Genomic DNA, 22,810 nt, shown 5'->3' with positions numbered 1-22,810 from the left:
AAGGGTCTTGTGATAGGACGTTACTTGCTGATATTCCTTGCCGTGCTTTCGCTGGGGGGCTGTCTTGAAGAGACAAGCTCGTCATCCGCTATTATCATTCCACCTGGTGGATTGGTTCAGCTGGATATGAGTACGGTGAATGTTGTCGGTGAAAACCACTATTCGTTGTATTTGGCAGAGTATCTACCAGCGGAGAAAAAGACCCGCAATTTGATGGATATGACGACGGATATAAAGCCTGAATTGGTTCGTCAGATCTTGCCAAAAAATCTGACCCTAACGTCATCCGCCGTGGCTAAAGTGGTCATGGAGTATCGTTCCACACCTTGGTACGCGATTGTTTTCCCAGATGTGGTAAATAAAGTGGATATGGATTCGACATTGGTGTTTTCACTTTTGTCCTCGTATCCAGATCGCGCGTTGAGTTCCTATAGATACGAAGAAGTGAAGCAAATTACTGATGCTGTCATTGCCTTTCGTAAAGAGCGCATGGCTTTGTTCGGCATTGCCGCAGATTTTAGTCCTGACCTTTTATATCGTTTTGTGCGCAATGGTTTGTCGAGTGATCCCCAGTTCTTAACATTTCTAAAAAATTTTAATATCAAGTTCGACTTTGACAGCAATGGTGATATTGCCTTCGAACCGTTTCCGTTCAATATCGACAATCGTCCTCCTCTTGTCGACGACAAGGCCACGACTAAACTGGTTGATCAAAGCGTGAATGAAATGGCGACGTTGCTCATGAGAGCGGCCGCTCGCGATCCCGATGGTGATGAAGTATTCTATGCCTGGACTTTTGAAAATAAACCGGTTGCCAGTGAAGACGGTGTCGTAAAATGGATCCCTGATTTTGAGCAGGGGCGAGTGGATCCCTATCAAATGTCGGTGATTTTTTCCGACGGTGGTAAAGTCACACGCATCAATTGGAATGTTTTCGTAACTAATGTGAATCGTCGTCCTGAGTATTCCCATACCTGCTCCTTAGATGCCGCCGAGAATAAGGAATGGGTTTGTAAAATAGGATACCAGGACCCAGATAAAGAGAAAGTCTCAGTCTCTTTAGAACCCATAGTTGATTCAAGCACCATTACTATTAACGGAGTTGCGGCCCCCGCCCAGATCGATGGTGCTAATGAAATTGAGTTGCGTTGGACGCCGACAAACAGAGATGCTTTAAAAAAATCAGCAACGGTGGCCTTGGCATTTACGGATGAGTCTTCAGGAATTACAATTGCAACTTTGAACCTCAATGTGGGTGATAGTAATCGAGCTCCCTATTTGGTGGATGGTACGGCTGGTGCAAAAGTCGTTTATAATGATCCCTACGAGTACGACTATTGTGCTCTTGAAGTTCCAGACGGTGTGCCTCCGTATCGTTTCTATTTTGATATCGTCGATCCAGATAATTTGGTGACACCGACGCCCAACCCTGAAGATGTTGTCTCCATTGCGACCTCGGGGACTTTGGCGTCCTATATGACTAAGGTTTCCGAGACACCCATTGCTGGCGGTCTTCGTTATATCTATGATTGGAAGCCAACCCACTCCGTGAAAACTGGCACTTTCATCATTGTCGCAAAAGACAATCATGGGGGAGTGGCTTCAGCGATCACTTTGAATTTTACATCTCAAGATCGTAATACCAAGCCTTGTTTGGGTGGCTCTGACGTCTCTGCTGCTTTGACTTATGTATCCGCAGGATCGAATACAAATTTCACAAGTTCAGACAAAGATGGTGGATCTTTGTGGGTCGAAGCTTTTGGTTTTGCCGCAAACTCCAGTTATGACTTTTTAAAGCTTCTTGCCGATTGCGGAACATCACAGCCTCTGTTGTTAAAGCAAAATGTCACTCAGACAGAGCCCACCTATCGTAAAAATTCAGGAACTTTGTGTGTTCGTGGTCGTTGGGATACCGAATGGTGGGGAGGGGCTGGCTATGTTACATTCGAACGTTCCAGCGCATTGACGGGCAGACCGACGGCTGCAACGACAATAAAAAAAGGAACTGTCCTAACCTCGACGACCGCAGGATATATTCAGAAATTCAAAACATATTACGACGTTGTTGTGCAACCCCAAGATTGGTTGCTTTATGTTCCGGTCGTGCCCGATACCACAGATGTTCCTGCTGGGAAAATTACGGTATTCGAAAGTCCTATTGCCGGCCTGAGCGTTACGAATTCCGCCGCCATAGACCTGAAAGGGACAGTGACATTCTCTCGCGCAACGGCGACGGTGGCATTAACCATCCCGGCCGGTACGATCGTGAAGACCGCGGAGTCTTCGGGATCGACATTTGTGAACAGTGTTAAGTTTGAAGTGCCCGCTGCCGTTGTGATGCCTATTGGAACTCTGTCTGTGACGGTCCCAGTTTGGCGAATTTATACGGAGCTCCCAGCGGGCACGGCTTTAGCCATTTCTTATGTGTCTCCGGCTCCCAGTGAACCGGCAGGATTTTCTTTCACGGCAAAATCGGTTTCCAAGCTTACAAACTATGATCTGACATCCATATTTGTTGAACCGAATTTTGTGACGCCAACGGCGCGTAAGTTTACAGTGCGTGCATTGGATGGTGAAAAGCCAGCAGCAAATACGATCAATGTCTTCTATGACACTTTGCCCGCCGCCGCCGCGACCTTGAAAGTTACGAATCCTACGTCCTTTGATATGGAGGGCTTGGTGAATTTTACCCGCACCAGTACAACGACCTCCTTTACTTTACCGGTGGGCACGAAAATCATGACGGCCAATCGCACCCTATACGAGACAATGAGTGTGGTGACTATGAATGCCGGTACCGCATCCGTTACGGGGGTTTGGGTTCGTCGAACCAATAATATTGGTTATCCTGCCTATAGGACCATGACCTATAACTACACTCATTTGAATGTGCCGTCTAAATTGATCACTGATCCAGTCATACAAGCCTACGAGGGTGTCGAGTTGACCAACGGAGCAATCGAGGTTTCAGATAACTATTCTGAGGTTCCGAGTCCACTTTATGGAATTACCAACTATTGGTATCCCTATGATCGCCGCGACACTTATTCCTATAGCATCACCGCCTCGGGAGCGGCACCGACGGGGACTTGGGATCTTTGCCGTGATGCGGGAAATGCGGGAACCACTTGCGCTAATAAGTGTGTGCCGACTTCCGCTTCGAATCTGCTATCGACACATCCATCTTCGGGGCGTAAGTATTTTAACACCAATAAATGTTATTTGCGCTATCACCCGGTAACGGCCGATTTGTCAGGCACATTTTCATTCAAACTGACAGTCAATGAAATCATGAATAAAGGAAACCCTGATACGTGGACGTCGGCCACCTCGTGGACGACTAATATTACTCTTGTGGTAAATGAGATTAATCATCCGTCTATTTTGACAGACAGCTCTTTTACGACCTTGAGTGCCGGCTTGGGGGCATCCACTTCGAATCCAGTCTATCTGGGAGATTACGAAGAAGGCGTTGCGGGCTACTACAATCTTTATACGAAAGATACCAATAAAGGGATTGAACTTAAGACGACCAATTTTGAATTGGATCCTCAGGTTTATGATTTGAAAACCAATACCTGGGTGACGCGACCTCCGGGGCTGAGTGTGAGCGTGGATAAGGTCGTAGACCTGACAGCAACGGCAGGCAGCAAGACGACGGCGAGAATTTCTTGGACGCCTACGGATCAGGAATCTAAAAAGTTTTCTGGTTCGGCGGGATTTGTCGTCAAGATGAAGATCTATGACGCCAAGTCCTCACCCGATTTGACGCAAACGATTTATGGCTATTACAAAATTCGTGTGATCAATAAAAATCAGATTCCTTCCATCGGCCAAATGGCGACGGACAACCAGGTTCGAGTTTTTGCCGATACTTATGTGAAAAAGGAATTCTATCTTTACGATAATGACGCCTATATTCCTCAGGGAGGGACATTCTCGACGTTGCTATCCATTTGCCGTGATAGTAATGGCAATCCATTGCAAAATGCAGTTTTGGATTCGGGTTCTTCTGATCCTTATATCTGTCATGCTACGACGACAACATTTGCTTCTGAATTAGTAGCATTTGATAGCTCCTACGATAAAAATCGCACAGTGAGTCCATGTTACAGCAGTAGTGTTCTGAATACCGATCTTGCGGTTCCTAAATTCAGTCCCGTGGGTGCACCGGAGCTGGTATCGGGTGTCCTTCGTCAGAAATATCAAATGGAATGGTGTCCGCAACGTGGTCACATAGGTATTTATTCTGCCGAGCTGAATGTGAGTGACAACGGGGATGTAGATCGTGACGGAACTATTTTGAGTCGGGCGATCAGTTCGGCCCCATTGCAAATCACAGTTGTTGCGCCGGTATTCTTGATCAGTCCTCGTGTCGATGTCAGCAATATTCCAGTTCATTTCATGCCCCAGACTGCAGCAAGTATGGGGTCATATCCATTTAGATATGAAGTACTGGTGAACAACTCGCAGAAAAATCCACTGGAGTATTCACTTTTAAATTCTCCTCGCGCCTGTGGCGAAATAAATGGCATGTGTATTGATCCAACAACGGGAGTTATTTCTTGGGTTCCAAACTATACGACAGATTTGACGTCGACTAACGGCGCGGGCAGCCTGGTCCGTGTTCAGGTTCGTGACTCTGTTACGGGGGAAACGGATGCCGCGCACTTTTATTTGAAGGTTCAAAGTGCGATCTCTCCTCTTGAGGAGCCGCCAGTTATTAATTCTGTCATTCCATCCTCAGATTCAGTTTTGATTTCCGAAAAAGCTTCATTGAACTTCTTGGTGAATGCGACGGATCCTAATACCAATGATTCTTTGTTCTATCGTTGGTATGTGAATGATGTACTGAAATACGACGAAGGGCCTTCGTACATTTTCAAACCACTGGATACGGACGGTTCAGTTGACGTGGACGGCAGTGGACCTAAAACTGCAGGAGAATTCTCCGTTCGAGTGGACGTGACAGATGGTAACTATACCGTTTCACGCACATGGAGTGTGAAAGTTAAAAATACTTATCTGCTGGGGGAATCGATTTTTGATTTAACGGCAGCTCGAGCAGAGAGTTTGCCAGCCACGACCCCTTTGAATGTCACGTGGAGTGGTGAAATCCCTTATGGCATCTCACAAGGTACGAGCTATCAGGATCATTTGATCATTTACGGAAGTTATCTATCGGGTTCTTTTACAAGGCACTTTCTGTGGGATTTGTTGAGTGTGAATGGAGTGGTCGCTAAACCAAATGGTACCGTGACGATCCCCCCATGGAACTTTACGGAGTCATTGCCATGGTTGACAGGTGCTTCCACTCGTCGCGTGGCGATCAACCCTGTTGGGACGGGTTATGATATGTTGATGACATCGCAGGTAGCACGCGGTGGGCCTTTTGGGTTGACGACCGAAGCTTTGCATATCCTGAATGGAGATCTAACCGCACTCACACTGAGCGGTAGCAACAAATGTTCCGGTGACTGTCCCACTCAGCTTTATACAAGTCCTTATTATTCAGATTCGCGTATCACGGCTTCGATGGACTCGGCATATACTTTCTATGCCTCCGATTCGCAGAATGTTTTGTATTACGATTATTTGACGCCAGACAATCCTAAGACGGTGTACAGTTTTGGAACTTCAAAGATCACAGGTATGACGTTGAATCGGGCCATTGATCGCCTGTATGTGACCACCCAACAGACGAGTCCGTCTATTGCTCACAAAATTTATGTCTTCAGTGTGACGGCAGCCCGCAGTGGAGGAACTCCTTCATTGGTCGCAACGTTGCCTGTATTTGATGGCGTGGTAGGGCATGAAGACTGTAAGCCGACAGATGTGGTGTATGATTCCATCACCAACCGCGTCTATGCACTGTTAAGTGGTACAGGCGGAGTCGTAACATTCCCTGATGGCAGTTCTTCAACACCTACGACGGGTAGTATGCAGTATATCGGGGTAAACGAGTTGAATGCTTCGGCATTTGACGTCCCTGGTGCCGGTCGACGTTTGGTTTTAAGGGCGGCAGATCGTCTGTTGATCGGAACGATGGAAGGCGCCAACCAAGTTTTCACAATTGATCTTAACGACAATCACGTTTACGTCAGTGCCGCACAGGCGCCGATCTCAAGTATTGCGAGTTACGATTCAGGGCAGATCTTATTGATCAGCCGAAGCAAAGGAAAGGTTTTCAGAGCAAAATAAATGAAAAGGATTTTTATCATCTTAATGATGGCAACATGGATGTCTTTTTGCCTAAGCGAACCGGCCTTGGCCAGTAGCTGGATCAACATCGACTTCATCAAAAAGAATGCAGTTCCCGTGCGTCGCGTGATGGACGACGTGGTCTTTTTGGCTCGCAGCAATCGCGTGGCCGTGGGTGATTTGGTGGTCGTCCTGCGTGTTCAGGGCGATGACGTCGAGGTGATAGCCCGTGGAGGCGCTGAAACCGTTCAAAACAATGAGCTTCTGGTCGTGATGGAAGGCCCTTCGATTTCCAAAATTCCTAAAGCTCGCGATTGGGTTGTCAGTTTGTCGAAACTGAAACCGCCGCCAGATGATCCTCTTTTCCCTCAGCCACCAGATATTCCCATCGTTGAGCAAGCAGATCCCTATGAGCCAGGGTATATGATTTTTGAAATGGGAATTTATCAGGGGCATTTTGAAAGTCAGTCTCCCAATCAGGCGAACCAATACAAAGTCTATGACTTCAAATTTACCGAGATGCATTTTCTTTGGTATATCGACATGCTGTGGAGATACGGGTTCGAGTATCAATCCTCCAGTGCTGGAATTCCGGTAAAATCTTATTACCGGGAAGATCGTCCCACGACGGCAGAAGAAACGCGCATGTCGTTGCACTATCGTATGCTGCCGATTTGGAAAGAGCTACGTCCCACCTTAAAGCTGATCTCCGTCGGGAATAAATTTATTACGACGAACGAAGATGAGTATGTTTTATCTTCACAGTCTTCCGGCTTGGGATTGGGAGTGAACTTTCATTATCTCTTCTCGGACAATTTATATAAGACGGAAAAAGGGATGGGTTGGAAATTCAATCGTGTCTATTGCGATTTGAACTATTTCCCGAGTTATAACGTGACCGATGGTTCCGTAAGTCGCGGCGCCACCTCCTCGGGCACTATGATGGAAATTAAAGTGGGTGCAACGGCCTTGTTCTATGTTCCGTTTATTCCGTGGTTAAAACGTTATTCGCTGGATGTGAGTTATGCTTTATCCCAGGCAGAAATGAGTTTCTCTGGTGATACAAAGAGTGCATCCGACGGAGCTTACGTCATTCCCGTGGGGCAATCCTACAGTGAAAGTCAGTCGTATCTTAAAGTGATGTTAGGTCTCCGTTTGGATGATTTTGTTAGCAAACTAATGAAGACGAGATGATGATTAAAGCCATTTGCTTGACTCTTTTATTGGGATTTTCTGTAGCTTCGGCATTTGGTGCCGAAGAATTGGACAAATTTGATTTTGATCCAACAAAGATTCCCGTCAGTGAACAGGGAACTGCGGATCTGGGCCAGCTGGATGGCGTACCGACCCCTTTGGTGGAATACATTATCGACAGCTCGGGATCGATGGGCCAAATTCTAACGGCAAAGAAAACCAAGATCTTTGTGATGAAGAAACTATTGTCCCGCTACCTAGTATCTCAGTGGACAGAAAAAACCTCCAGTGGCATGCGAGTCATTGGCTCACGTCGCAAAAAAGATTGTAAGGATAACTATTTGGCAATTCCACCTGGTAATGCCAAGTTAGGTCTTATCGAAGGAATGGTAAAGTCTATGGATCCAGTGGGCATGACACCTCTTTATGATTCTATGAAAGATGCTTACAAGGATTTGGAAATGTACGACGGCCCTAAGCGCGTGGTGATATTTACAGATGGGGAGGAAACCTGTGGCAAAGATCCCTGCAAACTTTCTGAAGAGCTCAAAAAGAAGAATGTGGATTTGAAGTTCTTTGTCGTGGCATTTGGGCTGCAAGGACAACAGGAAACTTTGCAAAAGCTAAAGTGTATCGGCGATCTTCACCAGGCTGACGACGAAGAGCAATTGGACAAATTGTTCGAAGATCTAGATAAAGACTTGAATCCCAATAAGAATCTTTTTGTCGACAGCCCGGAGCCGCAAGCCACGGTGATGTTGTTCCGTGCTGAAACTCCCAATGAAATCTATCGTCGTTTCCAGGCGTCCTATGGGATTCAGGTTCCTGCGGGCAGGTATTATGCGGTCGTGAATTTGAAACCAAAATATCGCTTTAAGGAATTTATAGTCCCGCCAAATAAAAAGGTTACCTTGAAAGTGAAGGGTGAAGCCAAGTTTAAAGCGAACTTTATTGACGGCCTGATGAAGGTGGAACTTCTGAATAAAAACCGTAAGGTGGTAAAACGCTTTAATAGTGACACCGTTGTGTCATTGCCACCAGGAAAATGGAACTTCCGATTTTATCGAGATCCTTTTTATGAAAAAGTCGTGAATAACTACCTCGTGGTGCCGAATGCGGAATACGAATATACCATCGAGGAAGCCGGTGTCGCTTATGTCGAGGATCCTCAGGTGAAGGGCATCTATGTCTTCGGTAACCGGGGCATCATGATGGGAAATCACGTGACGAATTTCCCGCTGGTTCTGGGTAAGGGTGTTTATGAAATTCGTGTCGATGATAAATGTATTTTTAAAGACATCATTATGGGCTCAAACAAGGAAGTTGTGAAGCTTCAGTGCTCAAAGGTTAAGAAGTGACTGTGATGAATAAAGTAAAAAAGATTCCTTTGTTGATTAAATTTCCGGTGTTCTCGGCGATATTTTTGTCGTTGGTTCTGCTGTTTGTAATCTTGTTTGAGAACTTGCCTAAGAGTGCAGGCGTGCCTTTACAGTGCCAGGTTAAATACTCCGGGCCAATCAAGGTGGGAGATCAAAAGATGGGTTTATTGACCCATCTGTATATCACTCCAGAGGGTCAGTATATGATTGCGGGTCTGACTGAAAATAAAGATGGATGGCTCATTGGAAAAATGGGGTTTGCCGAAGATGCACAGCCTTATTGGGATCTTAATGCCCGTCATGCTAGTTTGTTAAAGAATTCAGGTGCAGAAGAGTTTCAGTTGGCGGAAACAAACAAAGACTGGGCTTTTATTCGCAGCAATCTGGGACAAATCGTTGCCGTAAACTTAAATAAGAACAAAGTTTTGGAAAAATCCAATTTAGGGCTTTGCACTGGCAACTGGTCAGAGGATGTTCGCATTCACCGAGTGAATCGCGATAATGTGGTCTTTGCAAACTCCAAGGGCCAAATTGGTTTTTATGAATTACGACGTCTGTCGGACTATGTTCCCAAAGGTGTGGGGCGTTCTCCTGACACTTTGATGGTTGTGGACCCGGATAGCAGTTTGGGTGTGGGGCAGTGTAATCAACTCGCCGAAAATCGTCATGCACGCTTACGCGTGGACGACGGTCTGATGGGCTTTTCTTCTGGAATGTCAGGCACGCTGAGTCTCTATAATGTGGCGGTCGATAAATTCAAGTTAGATCCCTTGCCATTATTTCCACTAAAAGACGGTCTTGCTGATTTCGTAGTAAGCAAAGAAAACGTATTCGGCGTTAAAGTCAGTGGCTGGTTGGATCGCACCGAACAATGGAAGCTCTTTAAACTCTCTGATTTGGCGAACAATCGGGCGGATGCTCCCTTCATCATGACAGCGGAGCCTTTAGCATTTCGTGGTGACTATTCGTTAGAGGAATCCAAAAAAGTAAATGGTTATTGGGTGGCGGAGCGCTATAAAAGCTACTATTTCTTTGATAGATTTCTCCTAACACACGTGACTGCAGAAGGCACCAAGCAAAGTTACGAGATTGAGGATCCATTTTTAAGAAACTCTTTGGCGCATCAGCAGATGTGGGTGGTATTGCCAGGACAGCGTCATCTGTTAGCAGCGAACAACAAAGACGGAGCGGGATATTCAGTCATTGAATGTAAATGACCGATTTACATGAAATCCTTTTGGATAAGATGGGATGCTTTTTCATTTTCAGTCCAGTAAGCTGTTTGTGTTTTACCCGACTTAGCTTTTAAAAGCGTTTGAGCCAGATATGTCAGCTGCACTTTTGCAATTTCTAGATCAGCCCGTAGGCGTTGTTCTACTTGTAAACTTTTATTCCAAAGCACATTGATACCTTGAATTTCTCTTTGCGCCTCTTCCAATTTTTGAGTGGTAACTGCCAGTTTTTCAGCGAGGACTTGAGTCTCACTGATGAGCTCTGGAGATTCAATTTTCGACAAAGTGTTCGTTGTTGTTCGGTGAACTTCTTTGATTATAAGAACGATTTCTACGAGGCAAATAGCGATAAAAACGATTGTGATAGCTACGGTCATGAATTTCATCCTTGCTAGTGCTCTTAGTATAAATGCGAAGTGCATTTTCGAAAAAGCAATCGTGAGGTAATTTGGAAATCTAAGCCTAGGTACAGTTCAGCGAATCAATTCTTCTTACGATTTAGTATGTAAATATTTCGAGCTCTATTTGGAGGCGCTATGAACTTTGCAGGATTACTGGGATTAATTGCTGCGGTAGGTATTTCAGCTTTTGCGATCATGGACAGTGCAAAGAACCCAAAAGTTTTTGCAGATCCACACGGGATCGCCCTGGTCATCGGTGGTACGATCACAGTGGCTTTGATGAGTTTCAACTTCAAAAGTCTATGGAGCGCGCTGAAAATTATCGCTCGTAAGTACTTCGGTCGCGAACGGGCCATCAACTATAATGAATCGATTGAAAGAATCGTGACTCTGTCAGAGTCATATCGCAAGGATCCTAAGTCTCTTCAAGCTATGATGAAGCCGACGGACCATCCTTTTCTCAAAGACGGTGTCCATCTTTTGTTAGATTATGGTTTCAATCATGAAGAGCTAGACGAGATTTTGCATAATGCCGTTCGTGGTAAAAAGAAACGTGATGCTGATGAAATCAAAGTATGGCAGACGATCTCCAGATTCCCACCTGCATTCGGTTTGTTGGGTGCGACGTTGGGGATGATCTCTCTTTTGCAAACACTGGGAGAGCCGGGTGCTCAGGATCGCATCGGTCCGGCCATGGCTACAGCTCTGGTTGCAACTTTCTATGGTCTGTTGACAGCCAACTTAGTGTTGCTTCCAATTGCAGAGAAACTTTCCAGCGTTTCTCAGGCGGACTTGACGTTGCGTGAGATTATTAAAGAAGGTGTCTTACTGATTCATGAAAAGAAGCACCCGATGTTTATCCGAGAATATTTGAAGTCTTTCCTGCCTCCGCAACAAAGACAAGACGGTGGTGATGTTGGTTCGTTGAAAAAGGTGGCTTAGATGGGTGCGCATAAACGCAATTATCGTCGTCACCATGATGACGAACACGGTCAGGAGCACAACAGTGCTCACGACGAATCCAATTGGCTGGTCAGTTACGCTGATATGATGACTTTGTTGTTTGGTTTCTTCGTTTTGATGTATTCGCTTTCTCGTTTTGATAACACACGTTTCGATTTGGTTCGTAAAGAAGTCGCTAAATACTTTGGCGGTAACATCAAGGAAATCAGCACGGTTCTCGAGGCCGAGCAAAAGCTAAAAACGGCTTTACTGGGTTCAGGCGAAATGAAAGGTGTCGAGGTCTCCAAAGGCTCTGACAATACTTTGCAACTTAAATTCGAAGGCAATGTTCTTTTTGAATCGGGTGCGACCGAGTTGAAAGAGGCTGCTAAACCCGCTTTGCGCCAAGTAGTGGCGGCATTGCGAACGGTTCCAAGTGTTGAGAAAATCAGTGTCGAAGGTCATACCGATGGCGATCCTATGCAGAGCTCCGTGATTAAATCAAACTGGGAGCTTTCATCAATGCGTGCTAGCTCAGTGGTCAGATACTTTGAAGAAAGCGGTCTGAGTTCGAATGTACTGGCAGCCGTGGGGTTTGGTTCGTCTCATCCTGTGGCTCCTGAAAAAGATGCTCAGGGAAATCCGCTTGAGATCAACAAGGCTGCCAATCGTCGGGTGGTGGTGCAAGTGAAATTGCTGGATCCGGAAGAGGCTTATCGCCTGCAGCAGCAACAGTTTAAGAAGCAGCTGACTAAAGAAGAAGTGGAACGTCAAAAGAAAGAAAACGAGCTTCAGGACAAGATGAAACTCGCCAAGGTTCGGTTTGAAGAAGCTCAGCGCAAATACCGCGAGCAGGCTGAGCAGAAGCGTAAAGAACAACAGTTACAAAAGCTCGAGAAGCAAATCGAGGCTCTCGAAACAAAAACTAAGAGTTACGAGCAAAAAGCTCAGTAATACGAAGTCGAGAATACCAAGGAGGCTCCAAACCCCGAATACTTGACCGTAAGGTCATTCGAGGCTGAGGAGCCCTCTCTCATTGAAAGCTCGAATGAAAGCAAGGAGTTTGGTTTTAAAGGGTATTCAAAACCAGCACCCAGAATAAATTCATACACCAGGGCACTGAAAGAGAACGATTGATTTGGATCACTTTTATCCAGTTTATTCAGATTGAAGTTCACCGGAGTAAAGCTTGCAAAGGTAAATATTCCTGGACGAGATTTCTGCAGTAATACTTCGTCTGGACTGATTTCATAAGCCGAAGACAATCCTTTAAAATAGTAGTAGCCACTGAGTCCGATACCTGAGATCGGAGTGGCTCCGTATTTACTATTGATATCAAGGATATAGTGGACACCCACGCGAGAATTCATGGAGGGTATATCCCACAACAGCGTTGGTTGAATTGTCATCATGCTGCCCAAGGTTTCATCATGCACCAACTCTCCGGCAGATACAGTTGTATTGTACATGGAGAGCTTTGCTCTCAGCATCGGCGCCTGAATACTAGCACCCGAAACATCACCGAACAGTAAGATTAGGACCAAAGTGAAGAATGGTTTCATAGAATATGTTTTTTTCCTCTCTGGTTAGGAGAATGAAATCAGCGAGCCGCTTCAATCAGTTTCACATGTCATGGAGGATATGGAAATGTTTCTGAGACAACAACTGAAAATGTTGTTCCTTATTCTTTCGTCAGTGTTGGTTTCGGCCTGCGCGGGAAAGTATTCCATTAAATCTTATCCTCAAGGTTCAAAGGTATACGTTAAGGATATGCAGACCAATGAAAAAAAACTACTGGGAATTTCTCCGCTGAATATTCAGGAGGAATCAAAACTGGGTGATGTGTTCTTCCTGATCTTTGAAAAACAAAACTATCGTACCAAAGAAGTCATGGTGAAGGTCAATGAAGGCGAAAGCATTGCCGTACAAGCACGTCTGGATCCCTTGTCTGACGAGGAAAAGAAGGCCGAAGAGCTAGCTAAGAACGACGACAAGAAACAGGATCAACAGCCGCCAAAACCAGACGATAAGAAAAAGCCCGAAGACAAAAAGATGGAAGATCTTTTAGCCGAACTTGCCGAGGTAAAATTGCGCGTGGCTCTGTTGGAAAATACATCGTCATTTTATAAAGATGCGTTGTTCTCGCCGCGCTTGTCCGGCGGCATGCCCACTCAAGATCGTGATCGCAGTGAACGGGTGGTGGGACTTATTTTTCAAGGTCAGAAATCTATCATGAAGGGTGACTATAAGCAGGCCCTGGCGGAAGTAGACAAAGCTCTCACAATGGATGAGTACTCCAACAATGCGTGGTTATTGAAAGGTTCCATCAAATATCTGCAGAAGGACTTTGAAGGAGCCAAGAGCGCTTGGGAGCGCTGCCTGAAGATTGATCCCTATAATAAAGTAGCTTATCAATATTTGTCTGATGTTTATAAACGTTTAGGAATGGCACCTCTTCCGCAAACGGGAGCGGAGATGAGATATCCTGCTTCGAATGTTGAGATAGAAAAGCGTCGCCGAGATATACAGGTCCGATGATGTATAAACTGTGGGGGATTCTTGTTGTACTTTTTGTTTCGAGTCCAGCGTGGGCGTATATGACATCAGATTGGGATGCCAGTCTGGGGATCACCAGCCTGCAGTACGACTTTTCTCGTTTGGAGACTTCTAAGTCATTGGAATCTTCTACGACGGTGGAAGTAAACTACAGCATCAACAATCCCTCTATTAATACGGCGATGACATTGTCATTTATGGAAATCACCGATGCCGGGGGATTGCAATTGCCCTTCACGCGAATTGCGGTTGGTGCTCGCTATTATTTAATGGGCGTGAACGGAATGCGCACCGTATTGGACAGTCGCACACAGGCGAAGGTGTGGCGTTCGACTCCTTTCGTCGCTATGAATTTAGGTTTAAGTAATTTGGCCGTGGATAAATTAAATGCTTCGTTGCTGGATTTGAGTGTGCGGGGCGGGGTCGAGATCCCGGTAATGTCCAACATGCTTTTGGTTGGACAAGTGGCTTTGGGAAGCAGTTTGGCCTCCTCGAGTGAAGAAGACAGTGTCAGTTATCAATTTATGACTCTTTTTGCTGGCCTGCGCTTTGTAGGCTTTGAGTGAGTATGAAAAAGACAAATGTTGTAGTGTCGGGAATTGTTTTGATTGGACTTGCCGTAACAGCGGGCTATTTGCTTCGTAAAGATCGCGTGGTTGTGAAAACGACAGGAGTTTCTCATGAAGGTGGCATTGAAGTCCTAAAAGCGGCACAGCTTAACGCGGGAATGGCGTTAAAAACCCACTTGGATTCTCCTGTTGGAAAAGCCTGGAAAGCAAAAGACTTTGCACAACTGCGTGCGATGTTTGGCCTGAACAAGAATGTCCAGGACAATATCTCTTTTTTTCAGGCGAGTATTTATATTCTTGATGTGACCAAACCTGAGTGGAAACCCGAAGAAAAACAGTCTTTGCAGGGCCTACAGGACGCTATTGCAGAATACATGATAGGCAAGCGTGAAAAGCCGGTATTGGGACCGGAGGCTCAGGCTCTTAGTTATGCGTCTAAAGTTCTATTGAAGTTTAGTTCCTTACCGGAGGAGACGATAAAATCGCTGTCGCATTTCTATGGCGTGGCGACTGCCGAAGGTCAAAGAAATCAGAAAGATATTGTGGGTGAGACGTTGTTGCGTCTGAATCCCTTGCCTGAAAAAGGTCGAAAGATCATTCGCGACAAAATCACCTCCAAACAAGATCCCTATCAAGGCGTTGTGTTGATTGCTCAAATGCGAGATGCAAAAGCAGCGGCCGAGTTATGGAATGAAGTGGCTAAGAACTTTAAATCTTATCCGCAACAATATCGGGCAATGATTTTTAAACAATTGGTGATTCGTCATCAACTGATTAAGGAAGATTTGAGTGGTCATTTGGAATCCTTGGCAAAAAATTCGGACGATAATGAAAACGCGGAAGATGCTTTCTTAGTGGGGGTTCGCGAATTGAACTTCGTCGATAAGTATCGCTCCGATGTCCAGCGCATTGCCAATCAATCGCGTTATCCCGAGACCAAAAGTATGGCTCTTTCTTTATTGACTATTTCAGGAGGCGCTAAATGAAGCACATTATTTTAGTTCTGACACTTGTGCTTTCGTCCCTGGTTGCGAAAGCACAGTACATCGAAGAAATTGGTTCCTTGGAAAGTCTGTACGAGGTCAGAGCCCGCTCGGTGCTGAATACAATTCTTCGTCCCACAGAGTATACCCTGGTTGTTTCAGTCGAACTGGATCGAGATGAAAAAAAGCTGAAAGAGTTTCACGAGGAAGCAGAGCTTCAATATCTTCCAGGTATGCCGATGATGGGTGATGTGCCCGTGGCTCCCATGGCTGCAAATAAGCTTCACGAAATGAAAGCCAAGACCGACATCAGCGTGGTTTTGTCGCGCAATGTTTCTCCGGAAGTGGAGAAGGTGATCCGTGATCTTTTGGTCTCTAAGCTCCATTTGGATTCCACAGCCGGTGACGCCGTAAATATCCGTCGCATCGAATTGCCCATGGATCCCAAAGTTCAAGAACCACCGAAACAGTTGCCAGAGTTGACGTGGAAAACGTGGATGCTGGTGGTAATTTTGTCTCTGTTAGCTGTTGCCGGATTGATGTTTGCAGTTTGGAGACGCAGTAAAAGTGCAGATCCGAAGAAAGACATCAAAGAAAACCATGAATACGTTCATGAGCCTGATGACAAACCAAATTCAGCACCTGACGTTGTTCCGCCCGTGGCAAGTGCAATCGCTGATGCAGTGGTCGCAGTCAAATCAGACGATATGGTTTGGGATATGGATTTGGAAAGTGTGCGCCAGCACGTCATTCAAATTGGAACTCAGTATCCGCAAATGGCATCTCGAGCCATTGCTGAGTATTGCTTGCAAGGAGCCGAAGAAAATACAACTTACCTGATGGACTTTATCGGTTGGGATACAGCAAAGCATCTTTTTACAGAAATTCCAGCAATGGCTTGGGCTCGGATGGGGCGTTCGGTCAAAGAGCGCTCTGGTGATCCGTTGCCAGCACAAATTGAAAAAGGCGTGCGAGAAACTTATCGATCCTTGCTTGGATCTTACATCGAACACGAAATGGCCGAAGACGAAGCCGGTCCGTTCAATTTCGTTTTAAAATTGCGTGATGAGCAACGAACCCAAATCCTGGAGAAAGAAAGTGCCAAGAATATTGCGATACTGTGTCTGCATGCACCTTCAGAAGTTACAGCCGGTATATTGGCAACTCTGGAGGGAGATAAGAAAATCCGAGTGATGGGCGAGCTCTCTCGCATTGAAAAGATCCCTCACGACGTTTTGCAGTCTGTGATTCAAGCATTCAAACAACGTGTCCACGAAATCCGTCTGAAGCCGGAACCGAAGGTGGATGGTGCCACAGTCTTGTCAAAGGTCATCCGTGGTATGTCACCAGAGGAAGAAATGAATATTCTGACACTATTTGCGGCGGAAAATCCTGCGGAGTTGGAGCGTGTTCGTCGTTCGATTTTGATTTTTGAAGACGTCGCATTGGTACCAGGAGACATTCTGTCTGAGGTACTGGGGCTGTTTGAAGTGGAAATGCTTTACGGAGCATTTTTCCGTTCTCAACGCCCCGTTATCAACGCCGCTTTGTCGGCATTGCCAGAGAAAAAAGCGATGATTTTAGAGAGAGAGCTTAGTGATATGGCCCTGATTCCTTCACAAAAAATCACGGCCGAGACGCGCAGAAAAATTTGCCTGCAAATTGAAACGATCTTGGAGTATCGCTCCATCACCATGACGGATCTGATTGATGGAGCCGTCAAAGTGACTAAGATTCGCGCAAATGAAGGCTAAGGAAAGTGATGTCATCGGGTTGTTCGATTTCCTGAGTGAACTCAGCAATCCGTTTGGCTATTTGATCGTGAAGACTTCGCTGAGATCCTTTTGTACAAGCATCCGCTGCCAACTTAAATACGGTGCGCTCTCCGAATTGTTCTTTCTTAGTGTTCTCGGCATCAGTCAAACCATCGGTGTAGGCAAAAAGAGTTTGCCCTAATTTGAAATCGGTTGAAATCTCCTCGTATACGGTGTCTTTCTCGTGTCCCAGTCGTTTTCCGTTTACTTCGCCCAGCAATGTGATATCTGATTTTTTGAACTTGCGTCCTTCTTCACTTAAAGGAAGTAAAAGCGGTTGTTCGTGGCTAGCATTGGCGTAAGTGATTGTCTCTGCCTTCAAATCGATTGTGGCGGCAAAGGCGGTCATCATTTTCTCTCCCTTGGCGACGTCACACAGAACTTGATTGATCCGACCCAACGTTCTTCCCGGGCTCCAGATTTTTTCATCTACCGTCAAGGACAAGATGGAGCGAGTCGCCGCCGTGATCAAAGCAGCCGGAACTCCGTGTCCGGTTGCATCGCCAATAAATACAAAAATTTTATCATCGGCGCAGTTATGAAACCACAAATCGCCGCCGCACTCCGAAGCGGGGTGATAATATCCTTTCAGGGAATACGCCTCTGTTTCCATTTTCATTTTCGGAAGCAGAGTCGTCTGAACCTCTTTGGCGGTCTCAAGTTCCGCCTGCATTCGTGCTTTCTCCTGAGTCTGTTGCAGCAGTCCTTCGATCTTGCTCTGCATGGAATTAAAAACTTCCGCCATTTGCCCAACTTCATCTTTATTGGTGATTTTCAAAGGCTTCGCAGTCCCGTGTTTTGAAAACTCACTCATGGCATTTGCCAGGCGAAGCAGGTTTTGCGTAAGACTATCGATGGAAAGGAAGACGGCAACCAAGCCGATCACCAGTATGATCAAGCTCGCAGCCAAGGTTTTGTTCATGATGGAATCGACGACTGAGAAAATACTTTTCTTATCGAAAACTTCAAAAACATATATATCCAGCTGTGATAGTTTTTTGAAAGACATCAGATAACGTCGGTTATTTAAGTCGATGTCCTTCACGCCACTGGAGCTTTGCTGAAAAAATTCATTCAGGCGGGGCGTGATGGAGTTGAAACCATCATTGGTAGAGGCGGGAAACCACCATTGATTGGTTTTAGCCAGGTAGAGGGCGACTTCATTGCGGCTTTGAAGATTTTTAAAAAAAGGGAAGTTCAAGTTTGCGTAAACTCGGTAAGGACCCTGGCGAAACATGACGGTGAGCTTGTCAGGAAATTGAATGTCGCTTTCGACGATGAGCTCATTTTCCTTCAAGGAAGTTAGTCGGCTGGTGATTGCTTCCGAGGTGGAAATTTGTGTTCCGAGAACGTCCATAAGACGCAGTGGGAAACCTTCTTGAGCGACATAAATCGAAATATCACCCCATTTTTGGTTGTTGGCGAGGGCTTTGACCTGGGGAGGGAACTGTTGAGTAGAGGCATCAAAAAGCTGAAGTGCGGAGCGAATTCTTTCGAAACTGGTATTGAAATCCTGATCAAAATTTTGACTGATTCCATCGATTCTCTCGAGGGCATTGGCATAGACATAAGAGCGTTTGTCAGAGAGAAAAGTCTCACGATTTAAGAAAAAGATAGTCGCGGAAGAAGCGATTAAAAGAACCGAAACAATCAGCAGAAATTTTACTTTTAAAGACATTGCAGATTCCTCTGCGGGCTCATCATTGAGCAAACGCAAATTAATCATGAAAGATCGTTGCGCTTTTGCAAATAAAAAAACCCACAGCCTTGAGAGCTGTGGGTTCTTCAGTGCACCCTGTGCAAAGAGATTATTTAGCCGCAGTTTTCAAGTGACGGTCGATAATGTCTTTGAACTCAGAGAACGGATACGCACCACGAAGGGAAACGCCGTTGATCAAGAAGCCTGGAGTTCCGGAGAAGTTGAATTTTTTAGCTTCTTCCATGTCAGCTTCGATGATTTTAGTGATTTTTTCGTCTTTAAGATCTTTTTCAACACGTTTCAAGTCCGCACCAGCTTTTTTCGCAGCATCTTTCAAGAATGCTTCTTTTTTAGTGCGAAGTTCGCCTTGGTTTTCGAAAACGATGTTGTAGAACTTTTCAGCTTTCGCATGGTCTTGCATTGCGATTGCTTCGAAGTAGCGTGCTGCAGGCATCGCCATAGGATGGAAATCCAAAGGCAAGTGTTTGTAGATTACGCGAACGTCTTTAGGGTACGCTTTCATAACTTCATCAACTGTCGCGTGACCTTTAGAGCAGTATGGGCATTCGAAATCAGAGTATTCAACGATTGTGATTTTCGCGTCTTTAGGACCGAAGAATACACGGCTGTCGTCGATAGCTGGTTTCAAAGGACTTGCGAACTCTTCGTCACGCTTTTTGCCTTCTTCAGCCATAGCTTTTTCTTGAGCTTTCTTTTGAGCGCCTTGAGCTGCTTTGTTCACCACTTCGATGAATTGCTCAGGGTCTTTTTCGATAGCTGCGAAAACGATGCTTGGATCTTTTTCTACTACTTCTTTAAGTTGTTTTGCGGATGGAGCACAGTTCACAAGGGAAAGTGCCAACGCTGAAACTGCTGCTAATTTAAATGCTTTCAATGTCGCCTCCATAAAGGAATTTAATTTGTTAAAACTCAAAAGCCCTCCCATTGTGCCATGTATTTTCCACGAGGGAAGGAAAAAAACCTGAACCTAAGTCCTGTACCCTATTCTTGCCGTGCTGCATGAAGTGATTGGACTTGCGTGAAGTTTCTGTGTGTTTAGACTGGAAACTATGAAAAAACCAAATTTTATTTTAGCAACATTCGTGACCGCTTTTTGCCTTCACGCACAAGCCGGTCTTATCGCAAACTACGCAACCCTGGCGACTAAAGATCTCGATCAGATGAACGAGCTCGTGAATGAAAAGATCCAGGAATCAGAGCAGCTGCATGACGAGAAATACGTACCCTTGAAGGAAGCCCTTCAAGCCGTTTTCTCGCGCCCAGATGGAACGGATGACATGATTGATAAGGTCGTCGGTCCATTGCGCACGAAGTTGGATGAACTGGATCAATGGGAGAACGCGTTGACGATCCTGGTTGATGAAGCCGTTGATGCACTTAAGCATCCTAAAGGTGTCAAACCTGTCATTCAAAACACGTATGCTGTCTTTTTGGAAAACTTCGTTGCTGAATCTAAACCTTACGCAAAATCCAACGGTTTTGAGCGCAAACTTTTAGAAAAAATCCGCGACGCAAAAATTGAAATGACCCGAGAGGCAAAAAATGAGCGTAGTCTTCGTGGCATGAAAGTGGGTGATTCACCATCGGATTTGGCGAAGCGTGTGCTTGAGCAGAATCCAATAGAGAAGCCAGCTGCCTCTAAAGACGAGAAGAAGAAAAAGAAGTAGATAAGTTCGCCATAAGTTCGTCGGATAAACTGTAAATCCGGCAAAATTTTCCCTCGACCCGACTGGTCTCTGGTACTTTCTGACCAGAGACCAGCGTCAAAACAAAGACCTCCTCAACTCTCTGAAAATCGCCTCAAATTGACTCAAGTTCTAATGAACTCCTACCGATAGAAACAATAGGTAACGGGGAGCAGGATGCTCTCCACTTTGATTTAAAAAATCAGAGTGCAGCAGATGGAGGATTCAATGTTTCTTCAAGGCGATTTACAAGTTATGTTCGATGCACTTTACAGCGTGGGCGCAATTGATCCTGTGCTTAAATTAGATTGGCAAGAAGTCACAAAAGAGATGATGGCAAACCCAGCACTTTTGAGTGAAGCTTTTCAAAGCATCAACGGTTGCCGTGGAGACAAAGATCTACTTATCCAAAAGCTACACATGATGGATCAAAGATCCGTAAGTTATATCGCTATGGAGGTCGCTCGTGAGTTTTGTGAATTCCAAGACCGTAAAGATTTGCACTAGTCTTGTAACAGCTCTGCTTATCACCAGCGTGGCTAATGCCTGGGAAGTTGATTTTTCTCGTCGTCAGGTTGATTTCAACAAGGTGACGAACGAAGATCGCTTGCCTGCCAGTATCAAAGAAGATCAATCCGTAAGTATTTTGAGCAACGTGTTCGACTCGGTCGAGCCGACTCAGGATATCGTTATCATGAATACAGAAAAAGGTTTCGTCCCAGAAACTGTGCGCCTGAAAAAGGGTAACAACTATCGCATTCACGTGGTGAACGTGAACGGTAAAGAGAAAAACGTTAGCTTCGTGTTGGATGCATTTTCTGAACACCATAACACTGTGTTTGGTGAAGAGAAGACTTTCAATGTGATGCCGAAAACAGACGGTATCTTCTCTTACCAATGCCCTGAAACAGCAGTGCAAGGTAAATTCATTATTTATTCAGATGCGAATTCTGTCCCAGGTGGCAGAAAACCCGCTTCTAACTAATTACGATCGGTGCACCCATGTCGGATCAGTCGAACGTTTTCAAGCAGACTATTCAGCAGAACCTCGGTCCTGTTGTGAAGTATCTTGATGACCCGGGTGTCTCCGAGATTCTTGTAAATGGTCCCAGTGAAATTTTCGTCGAACGCAAAGGTAAGCTCGAAAAGGTTTCTGAAAAGTTTCCTTCCGAAGACGACCTGCGTGCCGCCGTTAACTCTATCGCACAATCTGTCGGCCGTCGTATCAATGACGAGAATCCTCGCTTGGATGCGCGTTTGCCGGATGGGTCCCGTATCGCAGCGGTGATTCCACCGATGTCCCGTAAAGGCACGACTCTGTCGATTCGTAAATTTACGAGCACTAAAATTACTTTCAATGACTACATCAAAATGGGCACAATTTCTGAAGACGGCGCACGCTTTTTAGATATCGCGATGTTTTTGGGGAAAAACATTATCGTCAGCGGTGGTACCGGTTCCGGTAAGACGACATTGTTGTCGCTCTTGTGTTCACGTATACCCAAAGGTCAGCGAGTGTTGATCATCGAAGACTCATCAGAGCTTCAGGTCGATTATGAACACTTGGTGATGTTTGAAACTCGTATGGCCGATGCGCAAGGCAAAGGCGAAGTGACGATCAAAGATCTGGTGAAGAGTGCTCTTCGTTTGCGTCCTGATCGTATCATCGTCGGGGAGGTTCGTTCGGGCGAAGCTCTTGAGCTTTTGAATGCGATGAACACAGGTCACAAGGGTTGTATGGGCACGGTGCATGCGAACTCGCCTGAAGATGCGATCGTACGTCTGGAAGCTTTGGCTCAAGGCGGGGATGGCAAAATCAGCGAGCGTGCTCTTCGTCAACAAGTGGCATCCGCAATTGATTTGATCGTACAAATCTCTCGTTACGGAGACGGTTCACGTCGTATCGGTGCGATCAGTGAAGTTCGTGGCTTCTTGCCCGATGGTTCTTACGATGTGGTTCCAATATTTGAACTGGGACGATTAGTACGTCGTCCCGACGGAACCCTTGAAGGTAAGTTGGAAGCAACTGGAAACGTTCCAACGTTCATGGAAGAAATAATCGACAACAAACTTCCGTTCCCCAAAGCCAAGTTCAACAAAGCTGCCTAAAAAGGTGCCAGGTCCTACTTACGGC

General features: G+C 45.6%; 18 protein-coding genes. 14 read left to right on the top strand and 4 right to left on the bottom strand.

The window, feature by feature from the left end:
• Positions 1 to 9: 9 nt before the first annotated feature.
• The 4 genes from DOM22_RS16140 to DOM22_RS16125 are packed head-to-tail and all read left to right on the top strand — an operon-like array spanning position 10 to position 9,991.
• Entirely contained in the window at positions 10 to 6,201 is a 6,192-nt protein-coding gene (locus DOM22_RS16140; protein WP_142701355.1) for a hypothetical protein, read from the top strand.
• Complete coding sequence (locus DOM22_RS16135; RefSeq protein WP_246845701.1) at positions 6,202 to 7,395, top strand: hypothetical protein; 1,194 nt, start codon at positions 6,202 to 6,204, stop codon at positions 7,393 to 7,395.
• The gene (locus DOM22_RS16130; RefSeq protein WP_142701354.1) at positions 7,392 to 8,753 is read left to right on the top strand and encodes a VWA domain-containing protein; all 1,362 of its coding nucleotides are present in this window, start codon (positions 7,392 to 7,394) and stop codon (positions 8,751 to 8,753) included. The genes DOM22_RS16135 and DOM22_RS16130 overlap by 4 nt, the downstream gene beginning before the upstream one ends.
• A gap of 2 nt (positions 8,754 to 8,755) precedes the next feature.
• Complete coding sequence (locus DOM22_RS16125; protein ID WP_142701353.1) at positions 8,756 to 9,991, top strand: hypothetical protein; 1,236 nt, start codon at positions 8,756 to 8,758, stop codon at positions 9,989 to 9,991.
• 5 nt (positions 9,992 to 9,996) lie between these two features.
• Here DOM22_RS16125 and DOM22_RS16120 read toward each other — a convergent pair whose 3' ends face one another.
• Positions 9,997 to 10,383, bottom strand: a complete 387-nt coding sequence (locus DOM22_RS16120; protein ID WP_142701352.1) for a hypothetical protein — start codon at positions 10,381 to 10,383, stop codon at positions 9,997 to 9,999.
• 159 nt (positions 10,384 to 10,542) lie between these two features.
• Here DOM22_RS16120 and DOM22_RS16115 point away from each other — a divergent pair, with 159 nt between their 5' ends.
• Both DOM22_RS16115 and DOM22_RS16110 read left to right on the top strand, forming a co-directional pair.
• Positions 10,543 to 11,349 carry a motility protein A gene (locus DOM22_RS16115; protein WP_246845700.1) on the top strand — a complete coding sequence of 269 codons (807 nt, stop codon included), beginning with the start codon at positions 10,543 to 10,545 and terminating at the stop codon, positions 11,347 to 11,349.
• Positions 11,350 to 12,303 carry an OmpA family protein gene (locus DOM22_RS16110; protein WP_142701351.1) on the top strand — a complete coding sequence of 318 codons (954 nt, stop codon included), beginning with the start codon at positions 11,350 to 11,352 and terminating at the stop codon, positions 12,301 to 12,303.
• Here DOM22_RS16110 and DOM22_RS16105 read toward each other — a convergent pair.
• The gene (locus tag DOM22_RS16105) at positions 12,297 to 12,911 is read right to left on the bottom strand and encodes a hypothetical protein (protein ID WP_246845699.1); all 615 of its coding nucleotides are present in this window, start codon (positions 12,909 to 12,911) and stop codon (positions 12,297 to 12,299) included. The genes DOM22_RS16110 and DOM22_RS16105 overlap by 7 nt on opposite strands.
• Positions 12,912 to 12,996: 85 nt before the next feature.
• Between DOM22_RS16105 and DOM22_RS16100 the strand changes: the two genes are divergently transcribed.
• Genes DOM22_RS16100 through DOM22_RS16085 form a run of 4 tightly spaced genes read left to right on the top strand, consistent with a single transcriptional unit; the run spans position 12,997 to position 17,211 of the window.
• Positions 12,997 to 13,887: a lipopolysaccharide assembly protein LapB gene (locus DOM22_RS16100; RefSeq protein WP_246845698.1), complete on the top strand. Its 891-nt coding sequence runs from the start codon at positions 12,997 to 12,999 to the stop codon at positions 13,885 to 13,887.
• A gap of 59 nt (positions 13,888 to 13,946) precedes the next feature.
• Positions 13,947 to 14,471: a hypothetical protein gene (locus tag DOM22_RS16095; protein WP_246845697.1), complete on the top strand. Its 525-nt coding sequence runs from the start codon at positions 13,947 to 13,949 to the stop codon at positions 14,469 to 14,471.
• A gap of 2 nt (positions 14,472 to 14,473) precedes the next feature.
• The gene (locus DOM22_RS16090) at positions 14,474 to 15,460 is read left to right on the top strand and encodes a hypothetical protein (RefSeq protein ID WP_142701350.1); all 987 of its coding nucleotides are present in this window, start codon (positions 14,474 to 14,476) and stop codon (positions 15,458 to 15,460) included.
• A complete protein-coding gene (locus DOM22_RS16085; RefSeq protein WP_142701349.1) occupies positions 15,457 to 17,211 on the top strand; it encodes a hypothetical protein in 1,755 nt (584 codons plus the stop codon). Before DOM22_RS16090 ends, DOM22_RS16085 begins: the two co-directional genes overlap by 4 nt.
• On the opposite strand, the gene DOM22_RS16080 is transcribed toward DOM22_RS16085, so the two are convergent.
• Both DOM22_RS16080 and DOM22_RS16075 read right to left on the bottom strand, forming a co-directional pair.
• Complete coding sequence (locus DOM22_RS16080; protein WP_142701348.1) at positions 17,186 to 18,997, bottom strand: SpoIIE family protein phosphatase; 1,812 nt, start codon at positions 18,995 to 18,997, stop codon at positions 17,186 to 17,188. The genes DOM22_RS16085 and DOM22_RS16080 overlap by 26 nt on opposite strands.
• Before the next feature lie 82 nt (positions 18,998 to 19,079).
• Positions 19,080 to 19,904, bottom strand: a complete 825-nt coding sequence (locus DOM22_RS16075) for a thioredoxin domain-containing protein (RefSeq protein WP_246845696.1) — start codon at positions 19,902 to 19,904, stop codon at positions 19,080 to 19,082.
• Between the two features lie 136 nt (positions 19,905 to 20,040).
• Between DOM22_RS16075 and DOM22_RS16070 the strand changes: the two genes are divergently transcribed.
• From DOM22_RS16070 to DOM22_RS16055, 4 genes are all read left to right on the top strand, one after another.
• Positions 20,041 to 20,658 (top strand): hypothetical protein, encoded by a 618-nt coding sequence (locus tag DOM22_RS16070; protein ID WP_142701347.1) that lies wholly within the window; start codon positions 20,041 to 20,043, stop codon positions 20,656 to 20,658.
• A 246-nt stretch (positions 20,659 to 20,904) separates the two neighbouring features.
• The gene (locus DOM22_RS16065) at positions 20,905 to 21,183 is read left to right on the top strand and encodes a cytochrome (RefSeq protein ID WP_142701346.1); all 279 of its coding nucleotides are present in this window, start codon (positions 20,905 to 20,907) and stop codon (positions 21,181 to 21,183) included.
• A complete protein-coding gene (locus DOM22_RS16060) occupies positions 21,143 to 21,661 on the top strand; it encodes a cupredoxin domain-containing protein (protein WP_246845695.1) in 519 nt (172 codons plus the stop codon). The genes DOM22_RS16065 and DOM22_RS16060 overlap by 41 nt, the downstream gene beginning before the upstream one ends.
• 17 nt (positions 21,662 to 21,678) lie before the next feature.
• A complete protein-coding gene (locus tag DOM22_RS16055; protein ID WP_142701345.1) occupies positions 21,679 to 22,785 on the top strand; it encodes a CpaF family protein in 1,107 nt (368 codons plus the stop codon).
• Positions 22,786 to 22,810: the final 25 nt, after the last annotated feature.

This window comes from Bdellovibrio sp. ZAP7, assembly GCF_006874645.1.
In the GTDB taxonomy this organism is placed as follows: Bacteria; Bdellovibrionota; Bdellovibrionia; order Bdellovibrionales; family Bdellovibrionaceae; genus Bdellovibrio.
This window is presented reverse-complemented; position numbering and strand designations above follow the sequence as displayed.

Bases quoted from the DNA above. Each gene is read 5' to 3' on its own strand.
- DOM22_RS16135 (WP_246845701.1), top strand. From the start codon at position 6,202: ATGAAAAGGATTTTTATCATCTTAATGATGGCAACATGGATGTCTTTT.
- DOM22_RS16130 (WP_142701354.1), top strand. From the start codon at position 7,392: ATGATGATTAAAGCCATTTGCTTGACTCTTTTATTGGGATTTTCTGTA.
- DOM22_RS16120 (WP_142701352.1), bottom strand. From the start codon at position 10,383: ATGACCGTAGCTATCACAATCGTTTTTATCGCTATTTGCCTCGTAGAA.
- DOM22_RS16115 (WP_246845700.1), top strand. From the start codon at position 10,543: ATGAACTTTGCAGGATTACTGGGATTAATTGCTGCGGTAGGTATTTCA.
- DOM22_RS16110 (WP_142701351.1), top strand. From the start codon at position 11,350: ATGGGTGCGCATAAACGCAATTATCGTCGTCACCATGATGACGAACAC.
- DOM22_RS16105 (WP_246845699.1), bottom strand. From the start codon at position 12,911: ATGAAACCATTCTTCACTTTGGTCCTAATCTTACTGTTCGGTGATGTT.
- DOM22_RS16100 (WP_246845698.1), top strand. From the start codon at position 12,997: ATGTTTCTGAGACAACAACTGAAAATGTTGTTCCTTATTCTTTCGTCA.
- DOM22_RS16095 (WP_246845697.1), top strand. From the start codon at position 13,947: ATGACATCAGATTGGGATGCCAGTCTGGGGATCACCAGCCTGCAGTAC.
- DOM22_RS16090 (WP_142701350.1), top strand. From the start codon at position 14,474: ATGAAAAAGACAAATGTTGTAGTGTCGGGAATTGTTTTGATTGGACTT.
- DOM22_RS16085 (WP_142701349.1), top strand. From the start codon at position 15,457: ATGAAGCACATTATTTTAGTTCTGACACTTGTGCTTTCGTCCCTGGTT.
- DOM22_RS16080 (WP_142701348.1), bottom strand. From the start codon at position 18,997: ATGATTAATTTGCGTTTGCTCAATGATGAGCCCGCAGAGGAATCTGCA.
- DOM22_RS16070 (WP_142701347.1), top strand. From the start codon at position 20,041: ATGAAAAAACCAAATTTTATTTTAGCAACATTCGTGACCGCTTTTTGC.
- DOM22_RS16065 (WP_142701346.1), top strand. From the start codon at position 20,905: ATGTTTCTTCAAGGCGATTTACAAGTTATGTTCGATGCACTTTACAGC.
- DOM22_RS16055 (WP_142701345.1), top strand. From the start codon at position 21,679: ATGTCGGATCAGTCGAACGTTTTCAAGCAGACTATTCAGCAGAACCTC.